This is a genomic window from Cellulosimicrobium sp. NPDC055967, assembly GCF_042269845.1.
Lineage (GTDB): Bacteria > Actinomycetota > Actinomycetes > Actinomycetales > Cellulomonadaceae > Cellulosimicrobium.
On sequence record NZ_JBHJYJ010000006.1, the window covers coordinates 110502 to 136618 of the forward strand.

The 26117-nt window shown below is 75.6% G+C and carries 23 protein-coding genes; 12 read left to right on the plus strand and 11 right to left on the minus strand.

Annotated features, from left to right (window positions below):
• Window positions 1–9 precede the first annotated feature (9 nt).
• Together ACFC2L_RS10275 and ACFC2L_RS10280 are read right to left on the minus strand one after the other, a co-directional pair.
• Window positions 10–678: a class I SAM-dependent methyltransferase gene (locus tag ACFC2L_RS10275; RefSeq protein ID WP_375824214.1), complete on the minus strand. Its 669-nt coding sequence runs from the start codon at window positions 676–678 to the stop codon at window positions 10–12.
• Window positions 679–763: 85 nt separating this feature from the next.
• The gene (locus ACFC2L_RS10280) at window positions 764–1555 is read right to left on the minus strand and encodes a TIGR03089 family protein (RefSeq protein ID WP_375824215.1); all 792 of its coding nucleotides are present in this window, start codon (window positions 1553–1555) and stop codon (window positions 764–766) included.
• A gap of 179 nt (window positions 1556–1734) precedes the next feature.
• On the opposite strand from ACFC2L_RS10280, the gene ACFC2L_RS10285 reads away from it, so the two are divergent.
• The 3 genes from ACFC2L_RS10285 to ACFC2L_RS10295 all read left to right on the plus strand — a co-directional run bounded on the left by ACFC2L_RS10285 (window position 1735) and on the right by ACFC2L_RS10295 (window position 7315).
• On the plus strand, window positions 1735–2064 hold the full coding sequence (locus ACFC2L_RS10285; protein ID WP_275892227.1) for a WhiB family transcriptional regulator: 330 nt from the start codon (window positions 1735–1737) through the stop codon (window positions 2062–2064).
• A gap of 132 nt (window positions 2065–2196) precedes the next feature.
• Window positions 2197–5562 carry a glycosyltransferase gene (locus ACFC2L_RS10290; RefSeq protein ID WP_375824216.1) on the plus strand — a complete coding sequence of 1122 codons (3366 nt, stop codon included), beginning with the start codon at window positions 2197–2199 and terminating at the stop codon, window positions 5560–5562.
• Between the two features lie 4 nt (window positions 5563–5566).
• On the plus strand, window positions 5567–7315 hold the full coding sequence (locus ACFC2L_RS10295) for a DUF5719 family protein (protein ID WP_375824217.1): 1749 nt from the start codon (window positions 5567–5569) through the stop codon (window positions 7313–7315).
• Between the two features lie 13 nt (window positions 7316–7328).
• Here the strand turns inward: ACFC2L_RS10295 and ACFC2L_RS10300 are convergent, their stop codons facing one another.
• Window positions 7329–7907 carry a metallopeptidase family protein gene (locus ACFC2L_RS10300; RefSeq protein WP_375824218.1) on the minus strand — a complete coding sequence of 193 codons (579 nt, stop codon included), beginning with the start codon at window positions 7905–7907 and terminating at the stop codon, window positions 7329–7331.
• A 113-nt stretch (window positions 7908–8020) separates the two neighbouring features.
• Between ACFC2L_RS10300 and ACFC2L_RS10305 the strand changes: the two genes are divergently transcribed.
• From ACFC2L_RS10305 to ACFC2L_RS10315, 3 genes are read left to right on the plus strand one after another with little or no spacing between them, the layout of a single operon-like run.
• A complete protein-coding gene (locus ACFC2L_RS10305; protein ID WP_047232115.1) occupies window positions 8021–8374 on the plus strand; it encodes a DUF3499 domain-containing protein in 354 nt (117 codons plus the stop codon).
• A 36-nt stretch (window positions 8375–8410) separates the two neighbouring features.
• Entirely contained in the window at window positions 8411–9883 is a 1473-nt protein-coding gene (locus ACFC2L_RS10310) for a phosphomannomutase/phosphoglucomutase (RefSeq protein ID WP_375824219.1), read from the plus strand.
• The gene (locus ACFC2L_RS10315; RefSeq protein WP_375824220.1) at window positions 9880–10068 is read left to right on the plus strand and encodes a Trm112 family protein; all 189 of its coding nucleotides are present in this window, start codon (window positions 9880–9882) and stop codon (window positions 10066–10068) included. The genes ACFC2L_RS10310 and ACFC2L_RS10315 overlap by 4 nt, the downstream gene beginning before the upstream one ends.
• Window positions 10069–10147: 79 nt before the next feature.
• Here the strand turns inward: ACFC2L_RS10315 and ACFC2L_RS10320 are convergent, their stop codons facing one another.
• The 3 genes from ACFC2L_RS10320 to ACFC2L_RS10330 all read right to left on the minus strand — a co-directional run bounded on the left by ACFC2L_RS10320 (window position 10148) and on the right by ACFC2L_RS10330 (window position 13427).
• The gene (locus ACFC2L_RS10320; RefSeq protein ID WP_375824221.1) at window positions 10148–11083 is read right to left on the minus strand and encodes a glycine betaine ABC transporter substrate-binding protein; all 936 of its coding nucleotides are present in this window, start codon (window positions 11081–11083) and stop codon (window positions 10148–10150) included.
• Window positions 11084–11199: 116 nt separating this feature from the next.
• A complete protein-coding gene (locus ACFC2L_RS10325; protein WP_375824222.1) occupies window positions 11200–12069 on the minus strand; it encodes an ABC transporter permease in 870 nt (289 codons plus the stop codon).
• Window positions 12066–13427, minus strand: a complete 1362-nt coding sequence (locus tag ACFC2L_RS10330; protein ID WP_375824223.1) for a glycine betaine/L-proline ABC transporter ATP-binding protein — start codon at window positions 13425–13427, stop codon at window positions 12066–12068. Before ACFC2L_RS10330 ends, ACFC2L_RS10325 begins: the two co-directional genes overlap by 4 nt.
• A gap of 581 nt (window positions 13428–14008) precedes the next feature.
• Between ACFC2L_RS10330 and ahcY the strand changes: the two genes are divergently transcribed.
• The 5 genes from ahcY to ACFC2L_RS10355 all read left to right on the plus strand — a co-directional run bounded on the left by ahcY (window position 14009) and on the right by ACFC2L_RS10355 (window position 20256).
• The gene (gene ahcY, locus ACFC2L_RS10335; RefSeq protein ID WP_375824224.1) at window positions 14009–15571 is read left to right on the plus strand and encodes an adenosylhomocysteinase; all 1563 of its coding nucleotides are present in this window, start codon (window positions 14009–14011) and stop codon (window positions 15569–15571) included.
• 35 nt (window positions 15572–15606) lie between these two features.
• On the plus strand, window positions 15607–16224 hold the full coding sequence (locus tag ACFC2L_RS10340; protein ID WP_375824225.1) for a hypothetical protein: 618 nt from the start codon (window positions 15607–15609) through the stop codon (window positions 16222–16224).
• Window positions 16225–16357: 133 nt separating this feature from the next.
• Window positions 16358–17875, plus strand: a complete 1518-nt coding sequence (locus tag ACFC2L_RS10345; protein ID WP_375824226.1) for a sensor histidine kinase — start codon at window positions 16358–16360, stop codon at window positions 17873–17875.
• A gap of 115 nt (window positions 17876–17990) precedes the next feature.
• Window positions 17991–18650: a response regulator transcription factor gene (locus ACFC2L_RS10350; protein ID WP_375824227.1), complete on the plus strand. Its 660-nt coding sequence runs from the start codon at window positions 17991–17993 to the stop codon at window positions 18648–18650.
• 211 nt (window positions 18651–18861) lie between these two features.
• Window positions 18862–20256, plus strand: a complete 1395-nt coding sequence (locus ACFC2L_RS10355) for an acyltransferase family protein (RefSeq protein WP_375824229.1) — start codon at window positions 18862–18864, stop codon at window positions 20254–20256.
• Window positions 20257–20284: 28 nt separating this feature from the next.
• Here ACFC2L_RS10355 and ACFC2L_RS10360 read toward each other — a convergent pair whose 3' ends face one another.
• Window positions 20285–21103, minus strand: a complete 819-nt coding sequence (locus ACFC2L_RS10360) for an RDD family protein (protein ID WP_375824230.1) — start codon at window positions 21101–21103, stop codon at window positions 20285–20287.
• Between the two features lie 88 nt (window positions 21104–21191).
• Between ACFC2L_RS10360 and ACFC2L_RS10365 the strand changes: the two genes are divergently transcribed.
• On the plus strand, window positions 21192–22181 hold the full coding sequence (locus ACFC2L_RS10365; protein WP_375824231.1) for a stage II sporulation protein M: 990 nt from the start codon (window positions 21192–21194) through the stop codon (window positions 22179–22181).
• A gap of 81 nt (window positions 22182–22262) precedes the next feature.
• On the opposite strand, the gene ACFC2L_RS10370 is transcribed toward ACFC2L_RS10365, so the two are convergent.
• The 4 genes from ACFC2L_RS10370 to ACFC2L_RS10385 all read right to left on the minus strand — a co-directional run bounded on the left by ACFC2L_RS10370 (window position 22263) and on the right by ACFC2L_RS10385 (window position 26109).
• Complete coding sequence (locus ACFC2L_RS10370; protein ID WP_375824232.1) at window positions 22263–23564, minus strand: winged helix DNA-binding domain-containing protein; 1302 nt, start codon at window positions 23562–23564, stop codon at window positions 22263–22265.
• A gap of 7 nt (window positions 23565–23571) precedes the next feature.
• Window positions 23572–23694: a hypothetical protein gene (locus ACFC2L_RS10375; protein WP_255318720.1), complete on the minus strand. Its 123-nt coding sequence runs from the start codon at window positions 23692–23694 to the stop codon at window positions 23572–23574.
• 170 nt (window positions 23695–23864) lie between these two features.
• On the minus strand, window positions 23865–25157 hold the full coding sequence (locus ACFC2L_RS10380) for a DUF58 domain-containing protein (protein ID WP_375824233.1): 1293 nt from the start codon (window positions 25155–25157) through the stop codon (window positions 23865–23867).
• 10 nt (window positions 25158–25167) lie between these two features.
• Window positions 25168–26109 (minus strand): AAA family ATPase, encoded by a 942-nt coding sequence (locus ACFC2L_RS10385; RefSeq protein WP_375824320.1) that lies wholly within the window; start codon window positions 26107–26109, stop codon window positions 25168–25170.
• Window positions 26110–26117 lie beyond the last annotated feature (8 nt).

A 26117-nucleotide genomic window follows, 5' to 3' on the forward strand; every position in this document is an offset into this window, starting at 1 on the left:
TCGGCCCGCTCAACCGGGCACGTGCCCGTGCACGACGAACTCGTTGTAGACGAAGTACCGGCCCGTCCAACGGGGGAACGGGAAGGAGCGCGACCCGTCCACGACGACACCGAGCCGGTCGAGCGCCTGCGCGATCCTCCGGTCGTCGACGAAGTCGGTGTGGGTGGGGTCTGACGCGAAACCGCGCTCCTGGGGGCACACCACGAGCACCCGGGCGCCTGCGGCGAGCCGCTCGACGTACGGGCGCAGCATCTCGACCTGGCTGCCCGGCTCGAGGTGCTCGAGGACGTGCGAGACGAGGAGGGCGTCGAAGGGCGAGAGCCGCCCGTCGACGCTCGCGTCCAGGAAGCCCTCGGGGGTGAGGGCGTCCATCCCGAGGCTGCGGCAGAAGGCGACCGACGCGGGGTTGTGGTCCACACCGACGCTGCCCGGGGCAAGGTGGCGCAGGTTGCGCCCGATGCCGCACCCCAGGTCGAGCGTCCGGCGCGCCCCCAGGTGGTGCCGGACGATCCAGCGGTACGGGGCCTGCACGTGCAGGATCCGCTTCCACCGGGCGCCCTGGAGCTCGCGCAGGCGACGCGTGTACCCGGCGTCCTCCGTGCTCGCGGCGCGTGCGGTGGCGTCGTCCGGCCCGCTGGGCACGGTGTCCGCGGTCGGCCGGTCGTCGGGCTGGGTCACGGGCACCTCGCTCGGGGTCGCACCTGTCCTCGGGTCCGCCCACGATAGCCGGGCGGACTCCTCCCGGGAGGCGCCGCCGGGGCGGTCAGGCCGGCGTCACCTGCTCCTGGGCGACGAGCCGACGGAACCGCTCGGGGTCGGAGCCCAGAGCCGTCGCGGTGGCGGGAGAGACGAGGACGACGGACCCGTCGCCGGCCCAGGTCGCGAGCACCCGGAGCAGGATCGAGGCAGCCGCAGGGTCCCCGTCCCCGGAGGGCGTCGGGGACAGGAGCTGCCGACCGCCGACGGCACGCTCGACCAGGTGCGCGTGGTCCCGGGACGAGGATGGTGCGGAGAGCGCCTCCAGCCCGGGCTCGACCGCGGGCGCCCAGCCGATGCGGTCGCCGTAGGTCATGACCGCGGACGCGGCGTCGATCGCCCCTGCCGGGAGGTCCCCGTCGAACCGGCGGGCGAGCGCCGGCAGCGCGACGGCGACGAGCTCGGCGCGCGTCCCGGCCCAGCGGTCGGGGCGCGTCGTCACGACGACGTCCGGTCGCGTGGTGCCGTCACCCAGCGTAGCGTCGTCGTCGGCGGGCGTGAGCACGACCGTCGTCCCGACGCGCCATGCGGCGAGCGCCCAGACGACCGTGCGCCAATGCACGGGAAGGTCGAGAACGACCCGCGTGCCGGGGCCGGCGTCGAATTCTTCGACGAGAAGGTTGGTCGTCTTGTTGACCCAGTTCTCGAGCACCGCACCGGAGAGCTCGACGCGCTCGCCGTCGTCGCCGTACCACGTGAGCCGCGGTCGTCCGGGGTCTCGCGTGAGGAGACGCAGCAGGTCAGCGACGTGCGTGGGGCGGTCGTCGCGCGGGGTCGGGGGATGGGGAGCGGTCACCATGGACACCACCCTAGAGCGCTGATATCGCGTCCCGACATGTCGGAATTTCACCCCTCGCCTCCTCGTCGCTATCACATTTCGGCTTGACGCCCGCGGACGACACGCGTGTAATTTCTTCAATGCAGTTTCCGGCGGGGTTCTCGCCACGAGGCCCGGCGAACGGCATGAAGGGGCGCACGATGTGGAACATGCTGGACGGGACGGGAGGGGCATTCCCCTCCGACGCTGAACGAGAGGTGGAGCGCGTGGCACCGGTGCTGCCGCTCTTCGGCGAGCCGGTCGACGACTCGCTCATGGGATGGCAGGAGCGGGCGCTCTGCGCCCAGACGGACCCGGAGGCCTTCTTCCCGGAGAAGGGCGGGTCCACGCGCGAGGCCAAGAAGGTCTGCACGGGCTGCGAGGTCCGGGCCGAGTGCCTCGAGTACGCGCTCGAGAACGACGAGCGGTTCGGCATCTGGGGCGGTCTCTCGGAGCGGGAGCGCCGCAAGCTCAAGCGCCGCGTCGTCTGACGAGCGTCGCCGCGGTCCGGGTCGGCGCACGCGTCGCACCGGACCACCTCGTGACGGGGTCACGACACCCCGCCACACCGGGGCGCGCAAATGCCGCGCCCGGAGCCGTGTCCGTCGCATGATCGACGGGACATGACTTCCTCCGACCTCACCACGTCCGCGCGCAGCGCCCGCCCCGGCGACGTCACGCCGGGGGCGGCCGCGCGCGCTGCCGCCGTGCCGGGCGTCGTCGCGGCACCCGAGATCGTCGCCGCCGTCACCGGGGCGCTGCCCGTCGTCACGACCGTCACGGCCGTGGTCGTCACGCGCGGGAGCACGCCGTTCCTCGCCGCGACGATGGCCGCGCTGCGCGCCCAGACGACGAGCCCGCACGCCGTCGTCGTCGTGGACGCCGCGGCGGGTGACGCGACACGCGAGCACCAGGGCCTCCAGCTGGGGGACGCGCGGTTCGTCGCGGCCCCGCGCGCCCGCTCGTTCGGGGACGCGGTCGACGCCGCGCTCGCGCACGTCGAACCGGGCACGTGGCTCTGGCTGCTCCACGACGACTCGGCGCCCGCTCCCGACGCGCTCGCCGAGCTCCTGCGCGCGGTCGAGCACTCGACCGCGGTCGCCGTGGCGGGACCCAAGCAGGAGCGGTGGACGATCGGCACGGGGACCGAGCCCGCCCCGCCGTTCGAGCCGGGCACGGCGAGCCGCCTCGTCGAGGTCGGTGTCACGACGACGCCCCTGGGGCGTCGCATGACGGGGATCGACGACGACGAGATCGACCAGGGCCAGCACGACGCGCGCGACGACGTGCTCGCCGTCGGGCTCGCGGGCGCGCTCGTGCGCCGCACGGTGTGGCTCGAGCTCGGCGGGACCGACCCCGAGTACGGGCCGTTCGGCGACGGGCTCGACCTGTGCCGCCGGGCGCGGCTCGCCGGGCACCGCGTCATCGTCGTGCCGTCCGCGGTGGTGCGGCACGCGCAGGCGTCGCTCCTCGGGCTGCGGGACCGGCGGCGCGGGGCGACCACGCTCCCCGCGCCGGACCCCGGCTCGTCCTCCGCCGCGCGGCGCCGGTCGCAGCTGCACGCGCGACTCGTCGGGGTCGCGGCACCGTGGCTGCCGTTCGTCGCGCTGGCGATGGTCCTCGGCGCCCCGTTCCACGCCGCGTACCGGCTGCTCGTCAAGCAGCCCGGCCACGCCCGGGACGAGCTGCTCGCCCCGCTGTGGGCGCTCGCCCGGATCGGGCCCGTGTGGCGCGCGCGGCGCGCGGCCCGGCGCACCCGCAGGCTCCCGCGTCGCGCCCTGCGCCCGCTGCGCGGCACGTGGCGCGAGGTCCTCGCCGAGCGGCGCGACCGCCGTCTGGCCCGGGCGGAGCAGCGGCGCACCGCGTCGGCCCCGACCGACATCGAGCGGCGCGAGCTGCGCGCGCTCGCCCTGCGGCGACGGGCGGGCCTCGCGGCGACGGCCCTGGCCCTCGTCGCGTACACCGCCCTCGTGTTCGGCCCGCTCGCGGGGGCGCTGCTCGCCGGCGGCCGCCTCGTCGGCGGCTCGCTGCTCCCGGCGACGGGCACGCTCGGCGACGTCTGGCGCGCCGCCACGACCGGGTGGGTCACGACCGGGCTCGGCGCGCCAGCGCCGGCCGACCCCTACGTCACGGCGCTCGTCCCCGCCTCGCTGCTCGCCGGCGGCGCGACCCAGACCGCCGTCAACCTGCTCGTGCCGGCATGCTTCGTCGCCGCGGGTCTGGGCGCGTGGTTCGCCGCGGGCGCCCTGGTCCGCTCGGTCCCGGCGCGCGCCTGGGCCACGCTCGTGTGGGTCGCCGCGCCGGCCCTGCTCGCCGCCGTGGGCGCGGGCCGGGTGGGCGCCGTGCTCGTGCACGCCACCCTGCCGTGGCTCGCGCTCGCGGTGGTCCGCGCGCTCGGGCTCCAGCGCGTCGACGCGGTCGCGCCGGCCGCGCCCGGCGCCGCGCGTCCGGTCCCGCGGCGCGAGCCGGGGTCGCTCGCCGCGGCGGCGACCGCGGGCCTGCTCTTCGCCGTCGTCGTCGCCGGGTCGCCCGTCCTCCTCCCGGTCGGCGTGCTCGTGCTCGCGGTGGTCGCGGTCGGGGTGCCCGCCCACCGTCGCTACCTGGCCCTCGTGCCCGTCCCGGCCCTCGTGCTGTTCGCACCGTTCCTCGTGCACGTGGCGAGGACCGCGGGCGACGGCGGGTGGCGCCTCCTGCTCGCCGACCCCGGTGCGCCCGTCGCGGCCGCGGCGGCGCCGCCGTGGCAGCTGCTCCTCGGTCTGCCGGTGTCGCCGGGCGCGTGGTTCGGGCTCGACGGCTCGGGCGCCGTCGACCTGCTCGCGCGGTGGGCGCCGTTCGCCGCCGGGGCGGTCGTCGTGGCGCTCGCCGCCGTGGCCGTGCTCCGCGGGCGCCGCCTCGCCGTCGGCGCGTGGTTCGTCGCGGCGATCGGCCTCGCGACGGCGATCCTCGCCGGCTCGACCGTCGTCGGGGCGGGTGCGTCGCCGGGCGCCCCCGTGACGGGCTGGCCCGGCGCGGGCACCTCGCTCGCGCTCCTCGCGCTCCTCGGTGCCGCGCTCGTGGGTGCGCCCCGACTGCCCGACGGCGGCGCCCCGCCCTGGCGGTCCGGTGCCATTGTCGCGCTCGGCCTCGTCGTCGCGCTGCTCCCGCTGGGCACCGCGGCGTCGTGGACGGCGGGCGTGCTCGACCGGGACGACGCGCGGGTCGGCGACGTCCGCGCGACGACCCAGCCCGTCGTCCCGCCGGTGGGCCGCCAGATGCAGTCCTCCCCGCGCCAGGCCCGGGTGCTCAGCCTCGAGATCGGTCCGGGCGGCGTGGTCGAGTACGCGGCCCTGCGCTCGGACGGCCCGCAGGCCGTCGACTCCTCGGTCGTCGTCGAGGCGTGGCAGGCCGCGGACCCCGGCGCGACCGAGGGCGAGCTGCCCCGGGTGGTCGCCGACCTCGTCTCCGGCACGTCGGCCGAGGTGAGCGACGGCCTCGGGCGCCTCGGCGTGGGCGCGGTGCTCCTGCCGGCGTCGGCGGAGCCGGACCAGGCGCGCGCGGAGCTCGTGGCGCGGCTCGACACGGTGCCCGGCCTCGAGCGCATGACGGAGGGGCAGTCGGGGCTGGTGTGGCGCGTGGCGCCCGACGGCCTCGATCCCGCCTACGCGCGGGTCGAGTCGTCCGCGGGGTCGCAGCCGCTCGACGCGGACCGCCAGGCGCTGCGACCGGTCGACGCGGCCGTGCCGGCGGGGGCCGAGGACCGCGTGGTCGTGCTCGCGGAGGACGCCTCGTCCGGGTGGCGGGCGACGCTCGACGGCCGGCCCCTGCAGGCCGTCGACCCGTCGACCACCGGCGGGCTCCAGGCGTTCGCCCTGGGAGCCGCGGACGGGCGGCTCGAGGTGTTCCACGCGGCCGACCACCGGTCGGGCTGGATGACGGCGGCAGGGATCACCCTGCTCGTGTACGTGCTGCTCGCGGTGCCGGTGCGGCGTCGTCGGGCGGGGACGAGGTAGCGCGGTGACGACGGAGAACGAGACGGGTCAGGGCCGGGCGGTCCCGGACGACGCGCCCGCAGGGACGCCCCGCAGCAGGCGGCGCGGGGTGGTGCGCCGGATCACGACGACGGGCGCCGGCCTGGTCGGGATGCTCGCGGTGGGCGCCGTGGCCGCGTTCGGGAGCACGGGCGCGACGCTGGTCCCTGCCGCGCCGGCCCCCGCCGACCCGGTCCAGCAGGTCGCCGTCGAGCCGGCCCCGGAGGTCACGGTCTGCCCGGGACCCGCGCGCCTCACCGACCCGGAGACGGTCGGCGACGCGCAGTTCGGCCCCGCGCCGGTCGGCACCGAGAGCAGTCTGCGCGCGGTCGTGGCGGGCGCCGGGTCGGCCGAGATCGGCGCGTTCGACGGCACGGCCGCGCGCGCCGACGCTCGGGCGCTCGAGCGTGCCGCCGACGCCGACGTCACGGTGACCACCGACGAGGACCCCGCCGCGGGCACCGTCCTGACCGTCCGCCCGGGCGAGGGAGCCGCCCCGCGGGTCGCGGCGTCGGTGGGGTCCGCGACGACGGCGGGTGACCTGCGCGGCCTCGCCGCGGCGAGCTGCGCGCGACCCGGCATCAGCCAGTGGCTCGTGGGCGGGAGCACCCAGATCGGCAGCAGCACCCAGCTCGTGCTGCAGAACCCGGGGCTCACGCCTGCGGTCGTGCAGGTCGACGTCTGGGGCCAGGGCGGGGCCGCGGTGCTCTCCGGGGGCGGGCAGCAGCTCGTGGGCCCGGGCGAGGAGGTCGTGACGCTCGTCGAGGCTGCCGCCCCCGAGCAGCGGCGCCTCGTCGTGCACGTCGCGGCGACGGGCGGTCTCGTCTCCGCCTACCTCCAGCACTCGACGCTCGACGGGCTGGTCCCGCTCGGCGTCGACTACGTGGTCCCCGGCGCGGAACCCGCGCACGACCTGGCGCTCGGGGGCGTCGCGAGCGTCGGCGAGGCCGTCGACGACCCGCACGCTCCGCAGCTCCGCCTCCTCGCCCCGGGCGACCAGGCCGGGACCGCGCACGTGACGGTCTACGGGGCGGACGGGCCCGTGCCGCTGCGCGGCGTGGAGGACGTCGCCCTCACGCCCGGCGTCGTCACCGACGTCTCGCTCGGCGGCCTCCCCGAGGGGTCGTACGCCGTGGCCGTGCGCGCGGACGTCCCCGTCGTCGCCGGGGCGTCCGTCGACCGGCGCGGCGAGCCGGACCCCGACCTGCTCCACGAGGAGCGTCAGTACGACCGTGCGTGGATCGCCGCGCGGGCGCTGGTTCCCCCCGCGGAGGACGCCCCGGCCGTGGCGGACGACGCGCGGGCCGGGCAGGTCGCGCTCGTCCCCGGCACGACGTCGGTCCTGACGCTCGCGGCGGTCCCGGCGAGGGGCACGGCGGAGGACGGCGACGACGCGGCCGGACGCCTCGAGCTCCGCGTCCGCGCCTACGACGAGGAGGGCGCCGAGGCCGGGACGACGACCGTGACGCTCGACGCCGGCACGACGCAGACGCTCGACCCGTCCACGCTGCGGCCCGAGGGCTCGGACGCGGTGGTCGCGGCGGTGACGGTCGACGTCGTCGGCGCCCGCGGGGACCTGCGCCCGGCGTGGTCCGTCGTGGCGAGCGCCGGTCCGCCGAGCGGGGACGGCGACGAGACGCCGAGCCTGCTCTCGGTGCTCCTGCCCGTCGTCGACGCCCCTGCGCCCGGCACCGTCGCGGTCCGCGCCTCGGACACCGCGGGCCTCGGGGGCTAGGGACCGACGCGGGTCAGCGGTCGCCGGTGTACCGGGGGTCGATCTCCTCCGGGGTGCGCGCCAGCAGGTGGGCGACCTGCTCCACGAGCACGTCGCGGACGAGGTCCTCGAGGTCCTCCGCGTCGAACGCGCGGGCCTCGACCGGCCGTCGGTAGACGACGATGCGCGCGGGCTGTCCCGACTCCGCGGGGAAGCACCGGCCGAGCGGCACGCCGCCGTCCTCCCAGGGGGCCGGGTCGGAGGGCGGGACGTCCTCGACCGCGAACTCCGTCCCGCGCAGCTGCTTGGCCCACGAGTGCTCGACCCGCTCGACGACGTCGACGACGACGTCGTCGAACTTCTCCGCCCGCGTGCGGCTCGCCGGCGCGGTGGGCGGCAGGAGCGGCCCCCGGATCCCTCGACCACGGCGGTCCCGCCGTCGCGGCACCGGGCCCTGGCCGCCCGGTCCGGGTGCACGGGGCGGGATGACGAGCTCGTCGAACGAGACGGGGGGCGGGGCGGGGGCCGCCCGGCGCGACCAGCGGTCGCGGGCCCGGCGCCCCTTGCCGGCGGGCTCGGGCCGCGAGCCGGGGGACGGAGTGTTGCCACGCACACCACGACTCTAGCCCGCCGGCGCCCGGCGCAGCGCGCCCACCTGCGGCGGCGCGGGCGCCCGGACGGCGTGTGGCGGCCCCACGACACGCCCGGAAGGCGTAAGGTCAGCGCGTGAGATCCGTCAGGCAGTGCTCGCGCACGGCGTGCGTCCGTGCCGCCGTCGCGACCCTCACCTACGTGTACGCCGACTCCACGGCGGTCCTGGGCCCGCTCGCGCACCTCGCCGAGCCGCACAGCTACGACCTCTGCGCCGAGCACGCGGAGCGGCTCACCGCACCGCGCGGCTGGGAGGTCGTGCGGCTGTCGCCGCAGTTCGTCGAGACCGGCCCGAGCGACGACGACCTGTCGGCGCTCGCGGACGCGGTGCGCGAGGCGGGCAAGGTCAGGACCGAGCCCGAGCCGCCGGACGTCACCGAGGTCGGACGACGCGGCCACCTGCGCGTCCTGCGCGCCGAGGGCGACTGACCGCGACGCACCCCCCGCCTCGGTAGGGTGGGCGGCGTGACGACCGACCTCTCCCACCTCATCAAGGCGTACGACGTCCGCGGCACCGTCCCGGACCAGCTCAACCCTCAGGTGGCGAAGGCCATCGGCGCCGCGTTCGCGCGGGCGGTCGTGCTCCCCGAGGCGCCGACCCCCGCAGGCGACGCGCCCGCCCGGGCGAGCGTCGTCGTCGGGCACGACATGCGGGACTCCGGCCCGGAGCTCGTGGACGCGTTCGCGTCCGGGCTCACCGAGGCGGGGGTCGACGTCGTCCGGATCGGGCTCTGCTCCACGGACGGGCTGTACCACGCGTCAGGTGCTCTCGGCGTCCCCGGCGCCATGTTCACCGCGAGCCACAACCCCGCGGTCTACAACGGGATCAAGCTGTGCCGCGCGGGCGCGCGCCCGGTGGGCCAGGACTCGGGGCTCGCGGAGGTCCGCCGGCTCGCGGAGGGGTACCTCGACGACGGCCTCCCCGCCGCCGCGGACGAGCCGGCGACGGTCACCGACCGCGACACGCTCGCGGACTACGCGGAGTTCCTGCGCTCGCTCGTCGACCTGTCCGGGATCCGGCCGCTCAAGGTCGTGGTCGACGCCGGGAACGGGATGGGTGGCTACACCGTGCCGGCCGTCCTGGGCACCGGCGCGGGCCTGCCCGCGCTGCCGCTCGACGTCGTGCCGCTGTACTTCGAGCTCGACGGCACGTTCCCGAACCACGAGGCGAACCCGCTCGACCCGAAGAACCTGCTCGACCTGCAGGCCGCCGTCGTCGAGCACGACGCCGACCTCGGGCTCGCGTTCGACGGCGACGCCGACCGCTGCTTCGTCGTCGACGAGCACGGCGACCCGGTGTCGCCGTCCGCGATCACGGCGCTCGTCGGGCTGCGCGAGGTCGCGAAGGAGGTCGAGGCGGGGCGCACACCGACCGTGATCCACAACCTCATCACGTCGCGCGCCGTCCCCGACTTCCTCGGGGCCGCGGGCGCCCGGACGGTGCGCACGCGCGTGGGCCACTCGTTCATCAAGGCGCAGATGGCCCAGAACGACGCCGTGTTCGGCGGCGAGCACAGCGCGCACTACTACTTCCGCGACTTCTTCTTCGCCGACACGGGGATGCTCGCGGCGATGCACGTGCTCGCGGCGCTCGGGTCGCAGCCGCACCCGCTGTCGGCGCTGGGGGAGATGTACGAGCCGTACGTCGCCTCGGGCGAGATCAACTCGACCGTGGCCGACGTGCCCGCGGCCCGGGCGCGCGTCGTCGAGGCGTACGTGACGCAGCAGGGCGGCGGCCCGGTCGACGTCGACGAGCTCGACGGGCTGACCGTCTCGCACTGGGACTCCCACCCGCAGTGGTGGTTCAACCTCCGCGCCTCGAACACCGAGCCGCTGCTGCGGCTCAACGTCGAGGCCGCCGACGAGGACATCATGGAGAAGGTGCGCGACGACGTCCTGTCGCTCGTGCGCACGCACGACGACGAGGAGCGAGCATGAGCCTGCAGATCGACCCCTGGGTGCGCGAGGCCCTGCGGTGCCCCGTCACCGGCGCACGCCTGGTGGACGGCACCGGCCCGACGGGGGAGCCCGAGCTGCACTCCACCGACACGGACCGGCCGCTCGCGTACCCGGTGCGCGACGGCATCCCGGTGCTGCTGGAGGACGACGCGCGCCCGCTGTGACCGTGCTCGTCGGTCACGACGACGCGCCGAAGGCCGGCTCCCCCGCGGGGAGCCGGCCTTCGGCGTCGAGCCGGGGGCGTCAGACGCCCGCGGACTCCTTGAGGTCGTCGACGAACGTCGGGTTCGCCTCGAGCCAGGCCTGGACGGCCTCGGCCTCGTCGGCGTACTCGTCGGAGTTGAACATCATGTTCTCGAGCGAGAAGAGCTGCTCGTCGGTGAGCGAGAACGCGCCGAACAGCTTGGTCAGCGTCGGGTAGCGCTCCTCGAAGTCGGACGAGCCCCACATGTGGATCTTCTCGGCCTCGCCGAGCGCGCCCTCGGGGTCCTCGAGGTCGCGGACGGGGAACTCGTCGTAGGCCCAGTGCGGGCGCCACAGCGTGACGGCGATGTTCTCGCCGGCGTCGGTCGCGCCCTTGAGCTCGGCGAGCATCGCGGGGGTCGAGGAGATGGAGTAGTCCATGCCCTCGAGCCCGTAGGTCGGGATGACCTCTTCCTGCGTGATCTTGGTGAGACCGGCGCCGGCCTCGATGCCCACGAGCTTGTTGCCGTACTCGTCGGCCATGCCGGCGAGGTCCTCGAGCGACTGCGCGGGCGAGTCCTCGTTCACCGCGATGGTGAGCTTGGCGTCGTCGTACCAGTAGCCGAGGTCGGTGACCTCGTCGCCGTACTCCTCCTCGTAGGAGGCGTGCGTGTAGGGGAGCCACACGTCGAGCGTGACGTCGAAGTCGCCGCCGGCCAGGCCGGTGTAGATCACGCCGACGTCGGCGGTCTGGGAGGAGACGTCGTAGCCCTCCTCCTCGAGGATCGCCGTCCAGAGGTGGGAGACGGCGATGCCCTCGTCCCAGCCGGAGGGGATCCCGATGGAGACCGAGGTCTCGTCCTCGCCGGTGGACGACGCCCCGTCGTCGGCGCCCGACCCGGAGTCGGAGGCGCAGGCGGTGAGCGCGAGGCCGAGGACGGCGGTCGCTGCGACGGCGGCGGAGCGGCGGACGGTGCGGGTGCGTGCGGGGGTCATGCTGTCCTTCCCTGGGTCCGGGCGGACCCGGTCGGTGTGCCCGACGCCGGGGGTGCGGCGGGCGGGTTCCCGGCGCTGCGGCCGGGTTCGGTTCGTGCGCGCGACAGACGCGCCCCTCAGACGCGCGCCGCGGCGAGCGCGCGCGAGACGGGGGCGCGGTTGCCGAGGGCCGAGGTCACGCGGTCGAGGAACATCGCGAGGATGACGACGGCGAGACCGGCCTCGAAGCCGAGCGCGACGTTGACGCGCTGGAGCGCGGCGACGACGTCGTTGCCGAGGCCGCCGGCGCCGACCATGCCCGCGATGACGACCATGGAGAGCGACAGCATGATGACCTGGTTGACGCCGGCCATGATGGTCGGGAGCGCGAGCGGGAGCTGGATCTGGCGCAGGATGCGCCCCGGGGTCGCGCCGAACGCCTGGCCTGCCTCGACGACCTCCTTGTCCACCTGCCGGATGCCGAGCTCGGTGAACCGGACGCCGGGCGCCATGGCGAAGATGATCGTCGCGATGATGCCCGGGACGGGTCCCGTGAGGAAGATGACGACGGTCGGGATGAGGTAGACGAACGCCGGCATGGTCTGCATGAAGTCGAGGACCGGCCGCACCACCGCGGAGACGCGGTCGTCGCGCGCGGCCCAGATGCCGACCGGGATCGCGACGACGAGGGCCAGGACGGCGGACAGCAGGACGAGCGCGAGGGTGTCCATCGCGTTGTCCCACTGGTCGACGCCGGCGATGACGACGAACCCGACGAGCGAGCCGAGCGCGAGCTTCCAGCCCTTGGCGAGGAGCGCGAGGGCGGCGAGCGCGAGCGCGACGACCCAGAACGGCGGGCTCGACAGGATCGTGTCCAGGCCGTCGTAGATGCCGACGAGGACGTCCTTGACGAAGCGGAAGAGCGGCCGGAACGTCGTGGTCATCCAGTCGACGAACGTGTCGACCCACTCGCCGAGCGGGATGCGGGGGACGAGGGTGTCGTTCACGCGGCACCTCCCTCGGTCGTCGCAGTGGCGTCCACGGCGGCGTCCTCGACGGTCTCGTCCTGCACCGCCGGCGCGCCGAGGTCGATCTCGCCCGTGCGGGGCTGCTCGGTCGGGACCATGGCCTCGAGCAGGGTGACGCGCGGGACGACGCCGACGAGGCGGCCCTCGGTGTCGGTCACGGGCACGGGCAGCGACGACTCGGCCGCGGGCGCGAAGATCTCCGCGAGGGGGGTGTCCGGGGAGACCGGGGCGACGCCGTCGTGCACGAGGTCCCCGATGCTTTCCTTGCCCGCCTTGAGGGCGGCCACGGCGTCGTCGTCGCGCACGATGCCGTGCAGCACGCGCTGGCGGTCGACGACGTACGCGGCCGAGACCTGCGCCTCGCGCATCGCGCGGCTGGCCTGGCGCGGCCCGCCGCTGACGGGCACGACGACCGCGGGGCGCACCATGACGGACGACGCGGTGAGGACGCGCGTGCGGTCGACGTCGGCGACGAACTGGGCGACGTAGTCGTTCGCGGGGTCGGACAGGATCTGCTCGGCGGTGCCGATCTGGACGATCCGGCCGTCGCGCATGACGGCGATCCGGTCGCCGAGGTGCATGGCCTCGTTGAGGTCGTGCGTGATGAAGACGATCGTCTTGCCGAGGCGCTGCTGCAGGTCGAGGAGCTGCTCCTGCATCTCGCGCCGGATGAGCGGGTCGAGGGCGCTGAACGCCTCGTCCATGAGGAGGACGTCGGTGTCGGCGGCGAGCGCGCGGGCGAGGCCGACGCGCTGGCGCATGCCGCCCGAGAGCTGCGACGGGAGCGAGTCCTCCCAGCCGCCGAGCCCGACGAGGTCGAGCGCGGTGCGGGCCTTCTCGCGGCGCTCGGCCTTGCCGACGCCCTGGATCTCGAGCGGGTACGCCGCGTTGTCGAGCACCGTGCGGTGCGGCAGGAGCGCGAAGTGCTGGAACACCATGCTCACGCTGCTGCGGCGCAGGGCGCGCAGCTGCTTCGCGTCGGTGCTCGCGAGGTCGGTCCCGCCGACGACCACGTGCCCGGCCGTCGGCTTCCACAGGCCGTTGAGCATGCGGATGAGCGTGGACTTGCCGGAGCCGGAGAGGCCCATGACGACGAAGATCTCGCCGCGCCGGACGTCAAAGCTCGCGTCGATGACCGCGGCCGTGCCGAGCGCCTTGACGTCGTCACGGGCGGCGCCCTGCTCGAGCCGGCGGATCGCCTCGACCGGCCGACGGCCGAAGACCTTGTAGACGTCGCGGACCGAGACGGCGACGTCGGCGGGGGCCGGGGTCGACGGTGCGGGGGAGTCGACCGTCGCGTCGGTGCTGTCTGGCGGGGTGATGCTGGGAGCGGTCATGCGGGCGGGTCTCGCCACCTTCCGTGCGGGGACCGGCACGCCCCGCGCGAGGACGGCGCCAGAGGGGTCCGGCGGCGGCGTCTCGGGAGCGTGGCACGCGGCCGGTGAACGCGTCGCGGTCGGGCGCCCGGGGGGCGACCTCCGCGCTCTGCGCGCAGCGGGCCACATGCTGGTCCGACGTCAATCGGTACTCCAGCACCCTGCCTGATTCGAGGTTCAACTTCTACCTAGGGCCCGTGGATCAGGGACTGTTCCAGGACGTTTCTTGACCGATCATCGTTGCAATGACGCGGATGACGAGCGATCTCGGATCGTTATCCCTTTGTGACCTTGAGATGGTCAAGCATTCGTGTTACGCGCGCGCCCGGGCGCGCGCGCCGGACGAACGGTGTAGCCCGGGCCGGGTGCCCCGCTCGCCGGGGCCGGGCGGCGCCGTCGTCGGTAGGCTGGACCCGGGCGGGACCGTGGTCCCGCCCGGCGCGGACGGGAGCCCCCAGCGCAGCCACCGGCCGGCCACCGGCCAGCCACCCGCAGGGCCGGCACCACCGGCCCGACCGGCACCGAGTACGCACAGGAGAACCATGTCCACCACAGCGCCAGCCCCGACGACCGGAACCCCGGGAGCCGCTCCCGGCTTCGACGAGGTCCCCGGCCGCTACAAGGTCCGCGACCTGTCCCTCGCCGAGGCGGGCCGTCACCAGCTCCGCCTCGCGGAGCACGAGATGCCCGGCCTCATGGCGCTGCGCGCCGAGTACGGCGCGTCGCAGCCGCTCGCCGGCGCGCGGATCGCCGGCTCGCTCCACATGACGGTGCAGACCGCGGTCCTCATCGAGACGCTCGTCGCGCTCGGGGCGCAGGTGCGCTGGGCGAGCTGCAACATCTTCTCCACGCAGGACGAGGCCGCGGCCGCCGTCGTGGTGGGGCCGCACGGGACGCCCGAGGACCCGCAGGGCGTGCCCGTCTTCGCGTGGAAGGGCGAGAGCCTCGAGGAGTACTGGGACTGCACCGAGCAGATCCTCGTGTGGCCCGGGGACGAGTCGCCGAACCTCGTCCTCGACGACGGCGGCGACGCCACGATGCTCGTCCACCTCGGCCTGCAGTACGAGCGCGCGGGCGTCGTCCCGCCCGACACGCTGCCCGGCGAGCCCGACCACACGCACGAGATGAACGTCGTGCGCGCCGTGCTGCGCCGCGCGCTCGAGGCCGACCCCCTGCGCTGGACGACGATCGCCCAGGCGATCCAGGGCGTCACCGAGGAGACGACGACGGGCGTGCACCGCCTCTACCAGCTCGCCGAGGCGGGCGAGCTGCTCTTCCCGGCGATCAACGTCAACGACTCGGTCACCAAGTCGAAGTTCGACAACAAGTACGGCATCCGCCACTCGCTGCCCGACGGCATCAACCGCGCGACCGACGTCCTCATGGGCGGCAAGGTCGCGTTCGTCGCCGGGTACGGGGACGTCGGCAAGGGTGCGGCCGAGGCGTTCCGCGGCCAGGGCGCGCGCGTCATCGTGTCCGAGGTCGACCCGATCTGCGCGCTCCAGGCCGCGATGGACGGCTACCAGGTCGCCCGCATCGAGGACGTGCTCGGCGAGGCCGACTTCTTCATCACGACCACGGGCAACAAGGACGTCATCCGCGCCGAGCACCTCGTCGCGATGAAGGACAAGGCCGTCGTCGGCAACATCGGCCACTTCGACAACGAGATCGACATGGCCGGCCTCGCCGAGGTGCCCGGGGTGTCCCGCACCGAGATCAAGGCCCAGGTCCACGAGTGGACGTTCGCAGAGGCCGGCCCGGGCGGGCAGCCCGCCGGCCGCTCGATCGTCGTGCTGTCCGAGGGGCGCCTGCTCAACCTCGGCAACGCGACCGGTCACCCGTCCTTCGTCATGAGCAACTCGTTCTCCAACCAGGTGATCGGCCAGATCGAGCTCTACCAGGACGCGACCGGCGCCGCGCACGAGGGGCGCGAGCGGTCGTACGCGCGCCAGGTCTACCGCCTGCCCAAGGTGCTCGACGAGAAGGTCGCCCGCCTGCACCTCGACGCGCTCGGCGTGCGGCTCACCGAGCTCTCGCCGTCCCAGGCGGACTACCTCGGCGTCCCGGTCGAGGGCCCGTACAAGCCCGAGCACTACCGCTACTGAGCGCCGACAGCCCGCTCGCGCCACGAGGAGGCCGCATGGACCAGTCCCCCGCCGCGGGGGGCCCCGGCGCCCCCCCGCCCCCGGGGGGGGGGGGCGCGACGGGACAGATCGGTCCGCAGGCCGACGGCGAGCCCACGGGCCCGCCCCCGGGCGTCCGTCCGCTGTGGCACCGGGTCGGCGACCGGTGGGAGCGCGAGCCCCCGCACGACCTGCTCTACGGTGCGATCGTCGCGGGCTTCGTCATGGCGGTGTCCAGCGTGCACGCGCCGACGGGAGACCGAGTGGTCGTCGCGACGGCCCTCGTCGCGGTCGGGTACTGGCTCGCGCACTGCTACGTCGACGCGGTCAGCGGGCGGTTCCGCGACAGCGGGCACTCGCTGTGGGACCGCACCCTCGCGGCTCTGCGCCTCAACGTGGGGGTGCTGCTCGGTGCGGTCCCCGGGATCGTGGTCTACCTGATCGCGTACGCGCTCGGGCTCGACGTGGAGGACGCCGCGCTCGTCGCGGTGTGGTTCACGGTGCTCCTCCTCGGCGTCGTCGGCTTCCTCGCCGCGTACCGGGCGGGTGCCCGGGGCGCACGGCTCGTGGGGGAGACGCTGCTCGCCGCGGCTTTCGCGGGCGTGGTCATCGGCGTCAAGTACCTCCTGCACTGACCCGCGCGCCGTGGTGACCGTGCCGGCGACCGCCCGACGGGTCGCCGGCACGGGACGACACGGGGGATGTCCCCACCCCGGCGCGGCGGACGCCACCCTGTCGTCGTGACCGCGGCTCGCCGAGACTGGCACCATGACTGCCGTGACCCCTGACCAGCCGAGCGTCGTGCCGACGGGCGACCCGCCGTCGGGCACCCCGACCCCGGGTGCGGCCCACGGCCCCCTGGCCCCGACCGTCCCCGCGACGGGGGGTGCGCCCACGGGCGTCGCGGCGGCGGACGCGACGACGTTCGCCGGCACGCAGCCCGACCCCCGGTACGTCGACCACCACGAGCGCGTGTCGTTCGCGCGCGCCCCGTTCCACCGGCAGACGTGGCACGCGTACGGGTACCTGTGGCTCGTGCTGCTGCTCGCGCCGTTCGCCTTCGCGTACGCGGTGTTCACGGTCTCGTTCCTCGTGGCGATGCTCGTCCCGGTCCTGGGGCTCGTCCTCGCGGGCTGGGTCGTGCTCGGTGGGCGCGGCTGGGGCTCGATGTACCGGTCCCTGGCACGCTCGGCGCTCGGCATCGACGTCGCCGCCCCCGCGCCGTACGTCCGGCGGCGCGGGTTCTGGAGCACCCTGTGGGGCGGGATCGGCGACGGGACCGGCTGGCGGGCCGTGCTCTTCCTCTTCGTCACGTTCCCCCTCGCGATCGTGTCCTTCGTGGTGAGCACCGTCTTCCTCGCCGTCGGGCTCGGCGGCATGACGCACTGGATCTGGTCGCGCTGGCTCCCCCTGCAGCAGGCGAGCGACGGGTCGTGGCACCGCGGCGCGTCGTTCGGCGTCGACTGGTACGTGGACACCCCGGTGCGCCAGCTCGGCCTCGTCCTGGTGGGGCTGCTCTTCCTCTGGCTCTGGGCGCAGGTCACGCGGGGCTTCGCCCAGCTCTTCCGCGCGCTCACCGTGGCGCTGCTCGGCCCGACCCTGTCGAGCCTGCGCGTCGCCGACCTGGAGGAGTCGCGCGGCCGCACCGTCGAGGACGCCGACGCGAAGCTGCGGCGCATCGAGCGCGACCTGCACGACGGCACGCAGGCCCGCCTGGTCGCCGTCGCGATGCAGCTCGGGGAGGCCAAGGAGCAGCTCGCGGCGGGCGGCGACGCGGGGGAGGCGCTCGAGCTCGTGGACCTCGCGCACTCGTCGACCAAGGAGGCGCTCGTCGAGCTCCGGGAGCTCGCGCGCGGCATCCACCCGCCCGCGCTCGACAACGGGCTCGCCGTCGCGCTCGAGACGCTCGCCGCCCGCTCGCCGCTCCCGGTGACGGTCGACGTCGACCCGGCCGTCGAGGCGTCGGGCAGGCTCGCGCCGGCCGTGGAGTCGATCGCCTACTTCTGCGTCGCCGAGCTCGTCACGAACGCGGTCAAGCACGCGCGCGCCACGGGCGCGTACGTGCTCGTCGAGCGCCAGGGGAGCGGGCGCGGCGCGCGGCTGCGCCTGCGGGTGCGCGACGACGGCCAGGGCGGCGCGCGCGTCGTCCAGCCCGGGTCCGACGGCCAGCGGTCCGGCCTCGCGGGACTCGCGGAGCGCGTGCGCTCCGTGGACGGCACGTTCGACCTCACCAGCCCGGTCGGCGGCCCGACGGTCGTTACCGTCCTCCTGCCCGTGCGGGTCTGACGTGCGCACGGACCACCGTGTCCTGCCCGGGCGGGCCGGCGCCGTCGGGCACGATGTCCCCGGGGCATCCCGCCCGCCGGGGCCGTCGCACGGCCCGCCCGACCGGAAGGACACCATGCGGCTCGTCATCGCCGAGGACTCCGCCATCCTGCGCGACGGGCTCGTCGCGCTCGTCACCCGCCGCGGCCACGAGGTCGTGGCCGCGGTCGCGGACGGCGACGAGCTCGTCGCGCAGGTGGCCCGGCTCGCGGCCGAGGACGCGCTGCCCGACGTCGCCGTCGTCGACATCCGGATGCCCCCGACGTTCACCGACGAGGGCCTGCGCGCCGCCCTCGCGCTGCGCGCCGCGCACCCCGACCTCGGGGTGCTGCTGTTCTCCCAGTACGTCGAGACGCGGTTCGCGAGCGAGCTGCTCACGGGCGGCGCGCGCGGCGTCGGGTACCTGCTCAAGGACCGTGTCGCGGACGTCGGCGAGTTCGTCGACGCGCTCACGCGCATCGCGGCCGGGCAGACCGTGCTCGACCCGGAGGTCGTGAGCCAGCTCATGGGCGCGTCACGCTCCGACGACGGGCTGGCACGCCTCACGCCGCGCGAGACCGAGGTCCTGGAGCTCATGGCGCAGGGCCGCTCGAACTCCGCCATCGCGGAGGCGCTGTTCCTCTCCTACGGCGCGGTCGAGAAGAACGTCACGTCGATCTTCGGCAAGCTCGGCCTGCCCCAGGATGCGGGCGACCACCGGCGCGTGCTCGCCGTGCTGCGCTACCTCAAGGTGTAGCCGACCGTCCGTCCACCTGCCAGCACGTGCTCGCGCCCGAGCGCGACGTGCTGCTGACAGGTCGTCGGGGCCGGCCGGGGGACAACCCCCGTGCGCGGCGGTGGTCCGCCGCGGCGAGGTCGGGGGACCGTCCCGTACCGGGACGAACGGGATGTTTCGAGACTGGTGAGCACCGGGGACCCTCCCGGGCACGCCGACCTTGGAGCATCCCGTGGCCGTCCTGTCGCCGCCGCCGTCCCCGACCCGCGCGCCGTCCCGCGCCCGCCCCGCGCCCGCCCGACCGGCACCCCCGGGCGGGCCGCGCGCCCACCGGTACCGACCGCCGTCGGGCACCGCCCGGACGCCCGGCACCGCCCCGCTCCCCGGAGGGGACGGTCCGCGCCGGCCTCGCCGCGACGTGTTCGTCGACGCCGTGCGGGCCCTCGCGACGCTCAGCGTCCTCACGGTGCACTGGCTCATGGCGGACGCGACGTGGGACGGCGAGCACCTGCGCATCGGCAACGCCCTCGCGCACGGCGCGGGCTGGACCGTCACCTGGCTGCTGCAGGTCCTCGCGCTCCTGTTCTTCGCCGCCGGAGCCTCGGCCGCGTACGGGCTGCGGCGCGGGCCCGACGGCGGTCGCGCCCCCGGGCTCGCGGGCGCCGCGCGGGTGGTGGCCCGCCCGAGCGTCCTGGCCGACCTCGCCGCCGGCGCGCGGCTCGCCGGGCGGCGCGTGCCCCGGCTCCTGCGGCCCGTCGGGGTGTTCGTCGGGGCGTGGGTCGTCGCGATCGGGGCGCTGCTCGCCGCGGGGCTGCCCGGGGACGCCGTGCGCTCGCTCGCGACGCTCGCGCCGCAGCTCCTGTGGTTCCTCGCGGTGTACCTCGGCCTCGTCGTGCTCACGCCGCTCCTGCGCCGCGCGCTGCACGCCGCGGGCTGGTGGACCGTCGCCGCGCTCGTCGCCGCACCGCTCGCCGTCGAGGCGCTCCGATTCGGCGCCGGTGCGGAGCGCCTCGCGCTCGTCGACGTCGTGCTCGTGTGGGCCGTGCCGTACGCGATCGGGCTCCTGTACGCCGACGCGCGCGCCGGGACGCAGGTCGTGCGCCGGGGCCGCGTGGTGCCGGTCGCCGTCCTCCCGCGACCGCTCGTGCTCGTCGGGGCCGGGCTCGCGGCGGCGGCGCTCGCGGCCCTGCTCGTCGCCGTCGGGCCGTACCCGGTGTCGCTCATCGGCATGCCGGGCGACGCGATGTCGAACCTCGGCCCGCCCACGGCGCCCGTCGTCCTGCACGCGGTCGCGCTCGTCGCCCTCGCGCTCGCCGCCCGCGGACCGCTCGTGCGCTGGGCGGACGGGCGCGGCCGGACGGTCGTCGCGGGCCTCGCCCGACGGTCGATGACGGTCTACCTGTGGCACCTCACGGCGATGATCGTCGTCGTCGGGACGGTGCTCGTGGTGCTCGGTCAGCAGCTCCCGGCCCCGGGCAGCGCCGACTGGTGGGCGAGCCGCCCGGTCTGGTTCGGCGCGTTCGCGCTCGTGCTCCTGGGCATCTCCCGCCTGGTGGGCCGCTTCGAGGACGCCCGCCCCGCGCGACCTGTCAGCAGCAGCACGCGCTCGAGCGCGACGAACCGCTGACAGGAGCGGGAGGACAGGTGTCGTGGCGTCAGCGCGTGGGGTCGGGGATCGAGTAGGGGAGCCGGTGCAGCAGCTCGGCCTGCTCGCCGGCGAGCGCCTGCGCGCGCTGCGCCGTCGCCCAGTCGCGGTCCCGCCGCTCCGCGAGCACGGCCAGCAGGAACGTCTCCGGGTGCGTGCCGGGCGGCGGGCCCGGCGCGACGTACCGCTCGACCTGTCCCGCGAGCTCCTGCCCCAGCCGGGCCCGCGACGCCGGGTGGAGCTTGTGCGCACGCGCGAGGAACTGCCGCGCGGCGAGCGCGAGGCCGTCGGGCAGGCGGCGCATGTCGGCGTGGGACGCCCACGCGGCGAGGTACGGGGGCATGACGAGCGGCGCGAGCGTCGGCCGCCCGCCCCGCACCCGGATCGCGTACGTCCCCGCCGCCATGTCGCCGAGGCGCTTGCCCTTGTCGTTCGTCAGCGACGCGACGAGCGCGACCGAGCCGAGCGTCAGCCAGATCTCGCCGATGCCGACCAGGGCGCGCAGGAAGGCGTGCCGGAAGCGGACCGGGCCACCGTCGTCGCGCACGACCCGGATGCCCAGCGCGAGCTTGCCGAGCGAGCGCCCGCGCGACAGCGTCTCCACGGTCGTCGGGACGACGACCATGACGAGGACGGCGAGCGCGATCGCGATGGCCGGGGCGAAGTCCGGGTCGACCAGCTCGAGCGAGCCCGACGTCGCGAAGAGCAGCGCGAACAGCCCCACGCACAACGTCAGCATGTCGAGGAAGAGCGCGAGGCCGCGCGTGGCGAACGACGCCGGTCGTGCGTCGAGGACCACGCCCTCGCCGATCAGGATGCCGTCCCGCACGCTGCTCCTCACCCTCGTCCGTCACGGGTCCGTGCCCGCGCGCCGGTCGGCGCACCGGCGGCACGCCCCGTGTTGCAGGGTATCGGTCGTGGACCTCGACGCCTTCACCGACGTGCACCGCGCGCAGTGGGACCGCCTGGAGACCCTCACCTCGCGGCGCACGCTCGACGGCGCCGAGGCGGACGAGCTGGTCCGGCTGTACCAGGCCGTCGCGACGCACCTGTCGACCGTCCGGTCCGTCGCGCCGGACCCCGTGCTCATCTCGCGCCTGTCCGTGCTCCTGGGCAAGGCCCGCACGCGCATCGCGGGGGCGCACGAGCCCGCGTGGCGCGACGTCGTGCGGTTCCTCGTGGTGTCCCTGCCCGCCGCGCTGTACCGGATCCGGTGGTGGTCGGTCGGCGTGACGGTCGCCTGCCTCGTCGTGGCGCTCGTCGCCGGGGTCTGGGTCGCGACGACGCCCGAGGGGCTCGCGTCGATGGGCCCGCCGAGCGTCCAGGAGAACTACGTGAACGAGGCGTTCGCGTCGTACTACGACCCCGGGCTCGACTTCGCGACCGTCGTCTGGACCAACAACGCGTGGATCGCGGCGCAGTGCATCGGGCTGGGCATCACGGGGATCTTCCCCGCGTACGTGCTGTTCTCGAACGCCGTGGCCATCGGCTCGACCGGCGGCATGATGGCCGCGCACGGCGAGCTCGGGCTGTTCCTCCAGCTCATCGCGCCGCACGGCCTGCTCGAGCTCATGTCGGTCTTCGTCGCCGGTGCCGCGGGTCTGCGGATCTTCTGGGCCTGGGTCGACCCCGGCCCGCTCCCGCGCTCGCGCGCGCTCGCCCAGGAGGGCCGCGCGCTCGTCACGGTCGCGATCGGGCTCGCGATCGCCCTCGCGGTCTCCGGCGTCATCGAGGGCTTCGTCACGGGCTCGACCATGCCGTGGTGGCTCAAGATCGTCATCGGCGCGATCGCGCTCGCCGCGTTCTGGGTCTACACGATCGTGCTCGGCCGTCGTGCGGTGGCGGCCGGCGAGACCGGCGACCTCACCGCCGACCACGCGGGCGACGTCGCCCCCGTCGCGGCCTGACGGTTCTTCCGGGCTCCGGGCTCCGGGCTCCCGCTCTGCTCCCGGGCCCAGGCTCCCGGCTCGGTGCCGGTGGGAGACCGGTCAGTCGTGCACGACGACGCGCGCCCGCGCGCCCGGCCAGGCGCACCGGACCCAGTCCTCGGCCCGCGCGACGACCGCGTCGCGCACGCCCGGCTCGCGGAGCCGGTCCGCGGGGGAGCGACGGACGTCGGGGACGCCCACCCCGCCCGCGCCCGTGCCGCGTCCGGCCACGTCACCCGCGGGGCCGCGCAGCGGGCGCACCTCGACGTGCACGACGTCGTCCGCAGCCTCGTCGGGCGGGGTCGCCCCGGTCGTGGCCCGGCTGGGGGCGGACGGGGTGATCGGGCGCGCCGTCCACGCCCCAGCCACGCGCCCGTCGACGAGCACCGTCGCCGCGACCTGCCCGTTGATGCTCACGACGCTCTTGACCGGGACGTCGCCGAGGATCCGCGTCCGGTCGTCGTGCGCGAGGACGAGGTTGTCGAAGTCGCCCGCGAGGATCGTCGGCACGGGCGCCTCGCCGGGCGGTCGGGGCGCGTCGGGGAGGTCGAAGAGCTCCTTGCCGTCCGGGCCGGTGAACGTCACCAGCTCGGGACGCAGCACCTCGAACGCGGCCTTGAGCCGGGTCAGGCCCGACCACCGCTGCGCGTCGACCACGGAGGCCGGGCCGAACGCCGCCAGGTAGCGCCGCACCAGCCCGACGCGCGTCACGAGGACGGCGTCGGGGTCCGTGCCGTGCGCGACCGCGTCGAGGACCGGGTCGGACCGGCCCAGCCACGCCTGCGCCGTCGTCCACGTGGTCGTGGTGCCCGGCCCGCTCGCGCCCCAGAGCCCGCGCGGCGGCACCTGGACCAGCGGCAGCAGGCAGCGCGCGCCGTACGCGAGGTGCTTGGGGTCGACGTCGGGCCACCGCTGCGCGAGCCGCCTGCCGAGCTCGACCGAGGTGAGCGGCTCGTCGAGCAGGTCGCGCGCGACCTCCTCGAGATCGTCGAGGTCCACGTCCGCGAGGGCCGCGCCGTGCTGGTTCTTCGCCCGCAGGTACGCGGCGAGCGTCGGCCGCACCAGCGCGGTGAGCCCCAGCGCGTCGTCCGCGGCGACCAGGTGCACCGTGCCGCGCAGCGCACCCACGCGCACGACCTCACGGTCGGTGAGCAGCGCGCCCAGGTCGTCGGGCGCGAACGCCGCGAGCCGCGACCACAGCGCCGGGTACGGCGACGACGGCACCTGCGACTGGAGCCCCACGAGATGCCGCACCTCGTCCAGCACCGACGTCTCGCAGGGGGCGTCGAGGTGCTGACGCGCGAGCAGCGCGCGGTTGAGGTCGTCGTGGCTCAGCCGCGGCCCGAACCGCCCGTCGCCCATCGGCGGGTCAGGACAGCACGATCGCGAGCGCGGGGATGAGGAACGTCGCGAGGAGCGCCGCCACGACGATCATCGCGACGCGACGGTTGCGCCGTGCGCGCTGTCGGGGATCGGTGGGCTGCCAGGCCACGGGGTACTCCTGAGCTCGGTGGAACGACCCGCACGACCCTACCTCGCCCCTGAAGGAACGGCCGCGACCGCCGAGGTAGAACCGCCGGTCGCGAGGTAGCACGCGCGGAGCTCTCTCTCGTGACCGGAGGTTCTACCTCACGGTCGGCTGACCGGGCCTCGGCCCGGACGTCAGAGGCGGCCGGCGGCCTTGAGCGCGAGGTAGGTGTCGGCGAGGCGGGGGGCGAGGTCGTCGGGGAGGGCGTCGACGACCTCGACGCCGCGCTGGCGCAGGACCGTCGTCACGGCGGCGCGCTCGATCTCACCGCGGGCCGCTGCGGCGGCGTCGTACGCCTCGGCGGTGCCGCTGCGGTCGTCGCGCAGGGCGGCGACCTCGGGGTCGCCCGCGGCGGCGAGCACGACCTGGTGCTTGGTCGTGAGCTGCCCGACGACGGGGAGCAGCCCGGTCTCGACGGCGGCGGGGTCGAGGGTGGACAGGAGCACGACGAGCGCGCGCTGGGACAGGCGCTCGTGGACCGCACCGACGAGCCCGGGCCAGTCGGTCTCGAGCAGCGCGGGCTCGAGGGGCGCGAGCGCGTCGGCCATGGCGGGCATGAGGCGCGGGCCGGCGGCCCCGGCGACGCGCGAGCGCACGGTGCGGTCGTACGCGACGAGCTCGACGCGGTCGCCCGCGCGGCCGGCGAGCGCGGCGAGCAGGAGCGCCGCCTCGATGCTCGCGTCGAGGCGCGGCTCGTCGCCGACGCGGGTCGCGGACGTGCGGGACGTGTCGACGACGATGAGCACGCGCCGGTCGCGCTCGGGGCGCCACGTGCGCACGACCATGTCCCGACCGCGGGCGGACGCGCGCCAGTCGATCGAGCGGACGTCGTCGCCGAGCACGTACTCGCGCAGCGAGTCGAACTCGGTGCCCTCGCCGCGCACCTGCACCGCGGCGCGACCGTCCATCTCGCGCAGGCGCGCGAGCCGGCTCGGCAGGTGCCGGCGGGACGCGAACTCGGGGAGCACGCGCAGCCGGCCGGGCACGGTGATCGAGGCCTGGCGCGCGGCGAGGCGCAGCGGGCCGAACGAGCGGATCGTGACCCGGTCGGCGACGCGCTCGCCGCGGCGGGTGGGCACGAGGACGGTCGTCACGCGCGTGGCCTCGCCGGGCGGCAGGTCGACCGGGTGCCGGTTGACCTGGGTCCCCGCGGACGGCGGCCACGCGTCGCGCACGAGCGCGCGGAGCCGTCGGGGCGCGAGGTTGGTGAGGGTGAGGCGCGACGTCGTCGTGTCGGTGAGGCGGACCGAGCCCGGCACGCGCCGCTCGATCGCGACGCGCCGCGGGGACGCGGCGAGCGACGCGTCGAGCGCGCACAGCGCGACGACGAGCAGCGTCCACACCAGCACCGTCCCCGGCACCGGGAACAGCAGCACGGGGACGATCCCGAGCGCCGTCAGCACGACGGCGCGCCACGTCAGGGCCACGTGCGACGCCTCAGCGGGGGACGGGGACGGACGCGAGCACGGTGTCGAGCACGCTCTCGGCGGTCACGCCCTCGAGCTCGGCCTCGGGCCGGAGCTGCACGCGGTGGCGCAGCGTCGGGTGCGCGAGGGCCTTGACGTCGTCGGGCGTCACGTAGGAGCGGCCCGAGAGCCACGCCCACGCGCGCGACGTGGCGAGCAGCGCCGTCGCGCCGCGCGGGGAGACGCCGAGCGAGAGCGAGGGGGAGTGGCGCGTCGCGCGGCACACGTCGACGGCGTAGCCGAGGACCTCGCGCGCCACCTGGACGCGCGCGACCTCCGCGCGAGCACGGTCGAGCACGTCGCGCCCGGCGACGGGGCGCACGCCCGCGCCCGCGAGGTCGCGCGGGTTGAACCCGGCGGCGTGGCGCGCGAGCACCTCGACCTCCTGCTCGCGCTCTGGCAGGGGCAGCACGACCTTGAGCAGGAAGCGGTCGAGCTGGGCCTCCGGCAGCGGGTAGGTGCCCTCGTACTCGACGGGGTTCTGCGTCGCGATGACGAGGAACGGGTCGGGCAGCGGGCGCGGGGTCCCGTCCACCGACACCTGGCGCTCCTCCATCGCCTCGAGGAGCGAGGCCTGCGTCTTGGGGGGCGTGCGGTTGATCTCGTCCGCGAGCAGGAGGTTCGTGAAGACGGGGCCCTCGCGGAACGAGAACTCGGCGGTCCGCGCGTCGTACACGAGCGAGCCCGTGACGTCGCCGGGCATGAGGTCGGGCGTGAACTGCACGCGCTTGGTGCCCAGGTCGAGCGACGCGGCGAGCGTGCGCACGAGCAGCGTCTTCGCGACGCCGGGCACGCCCTCCAGCAGCACGTGGCCCTTGCACAGCAGCGCGATGAGCAGGCTCGTCACGGCCCCGTCCTGCCCGACGACGGCCTTGCCCACCTCGGTGCGCACGGCGGCCAGGGCCTGGCGCAGCTCGGGGG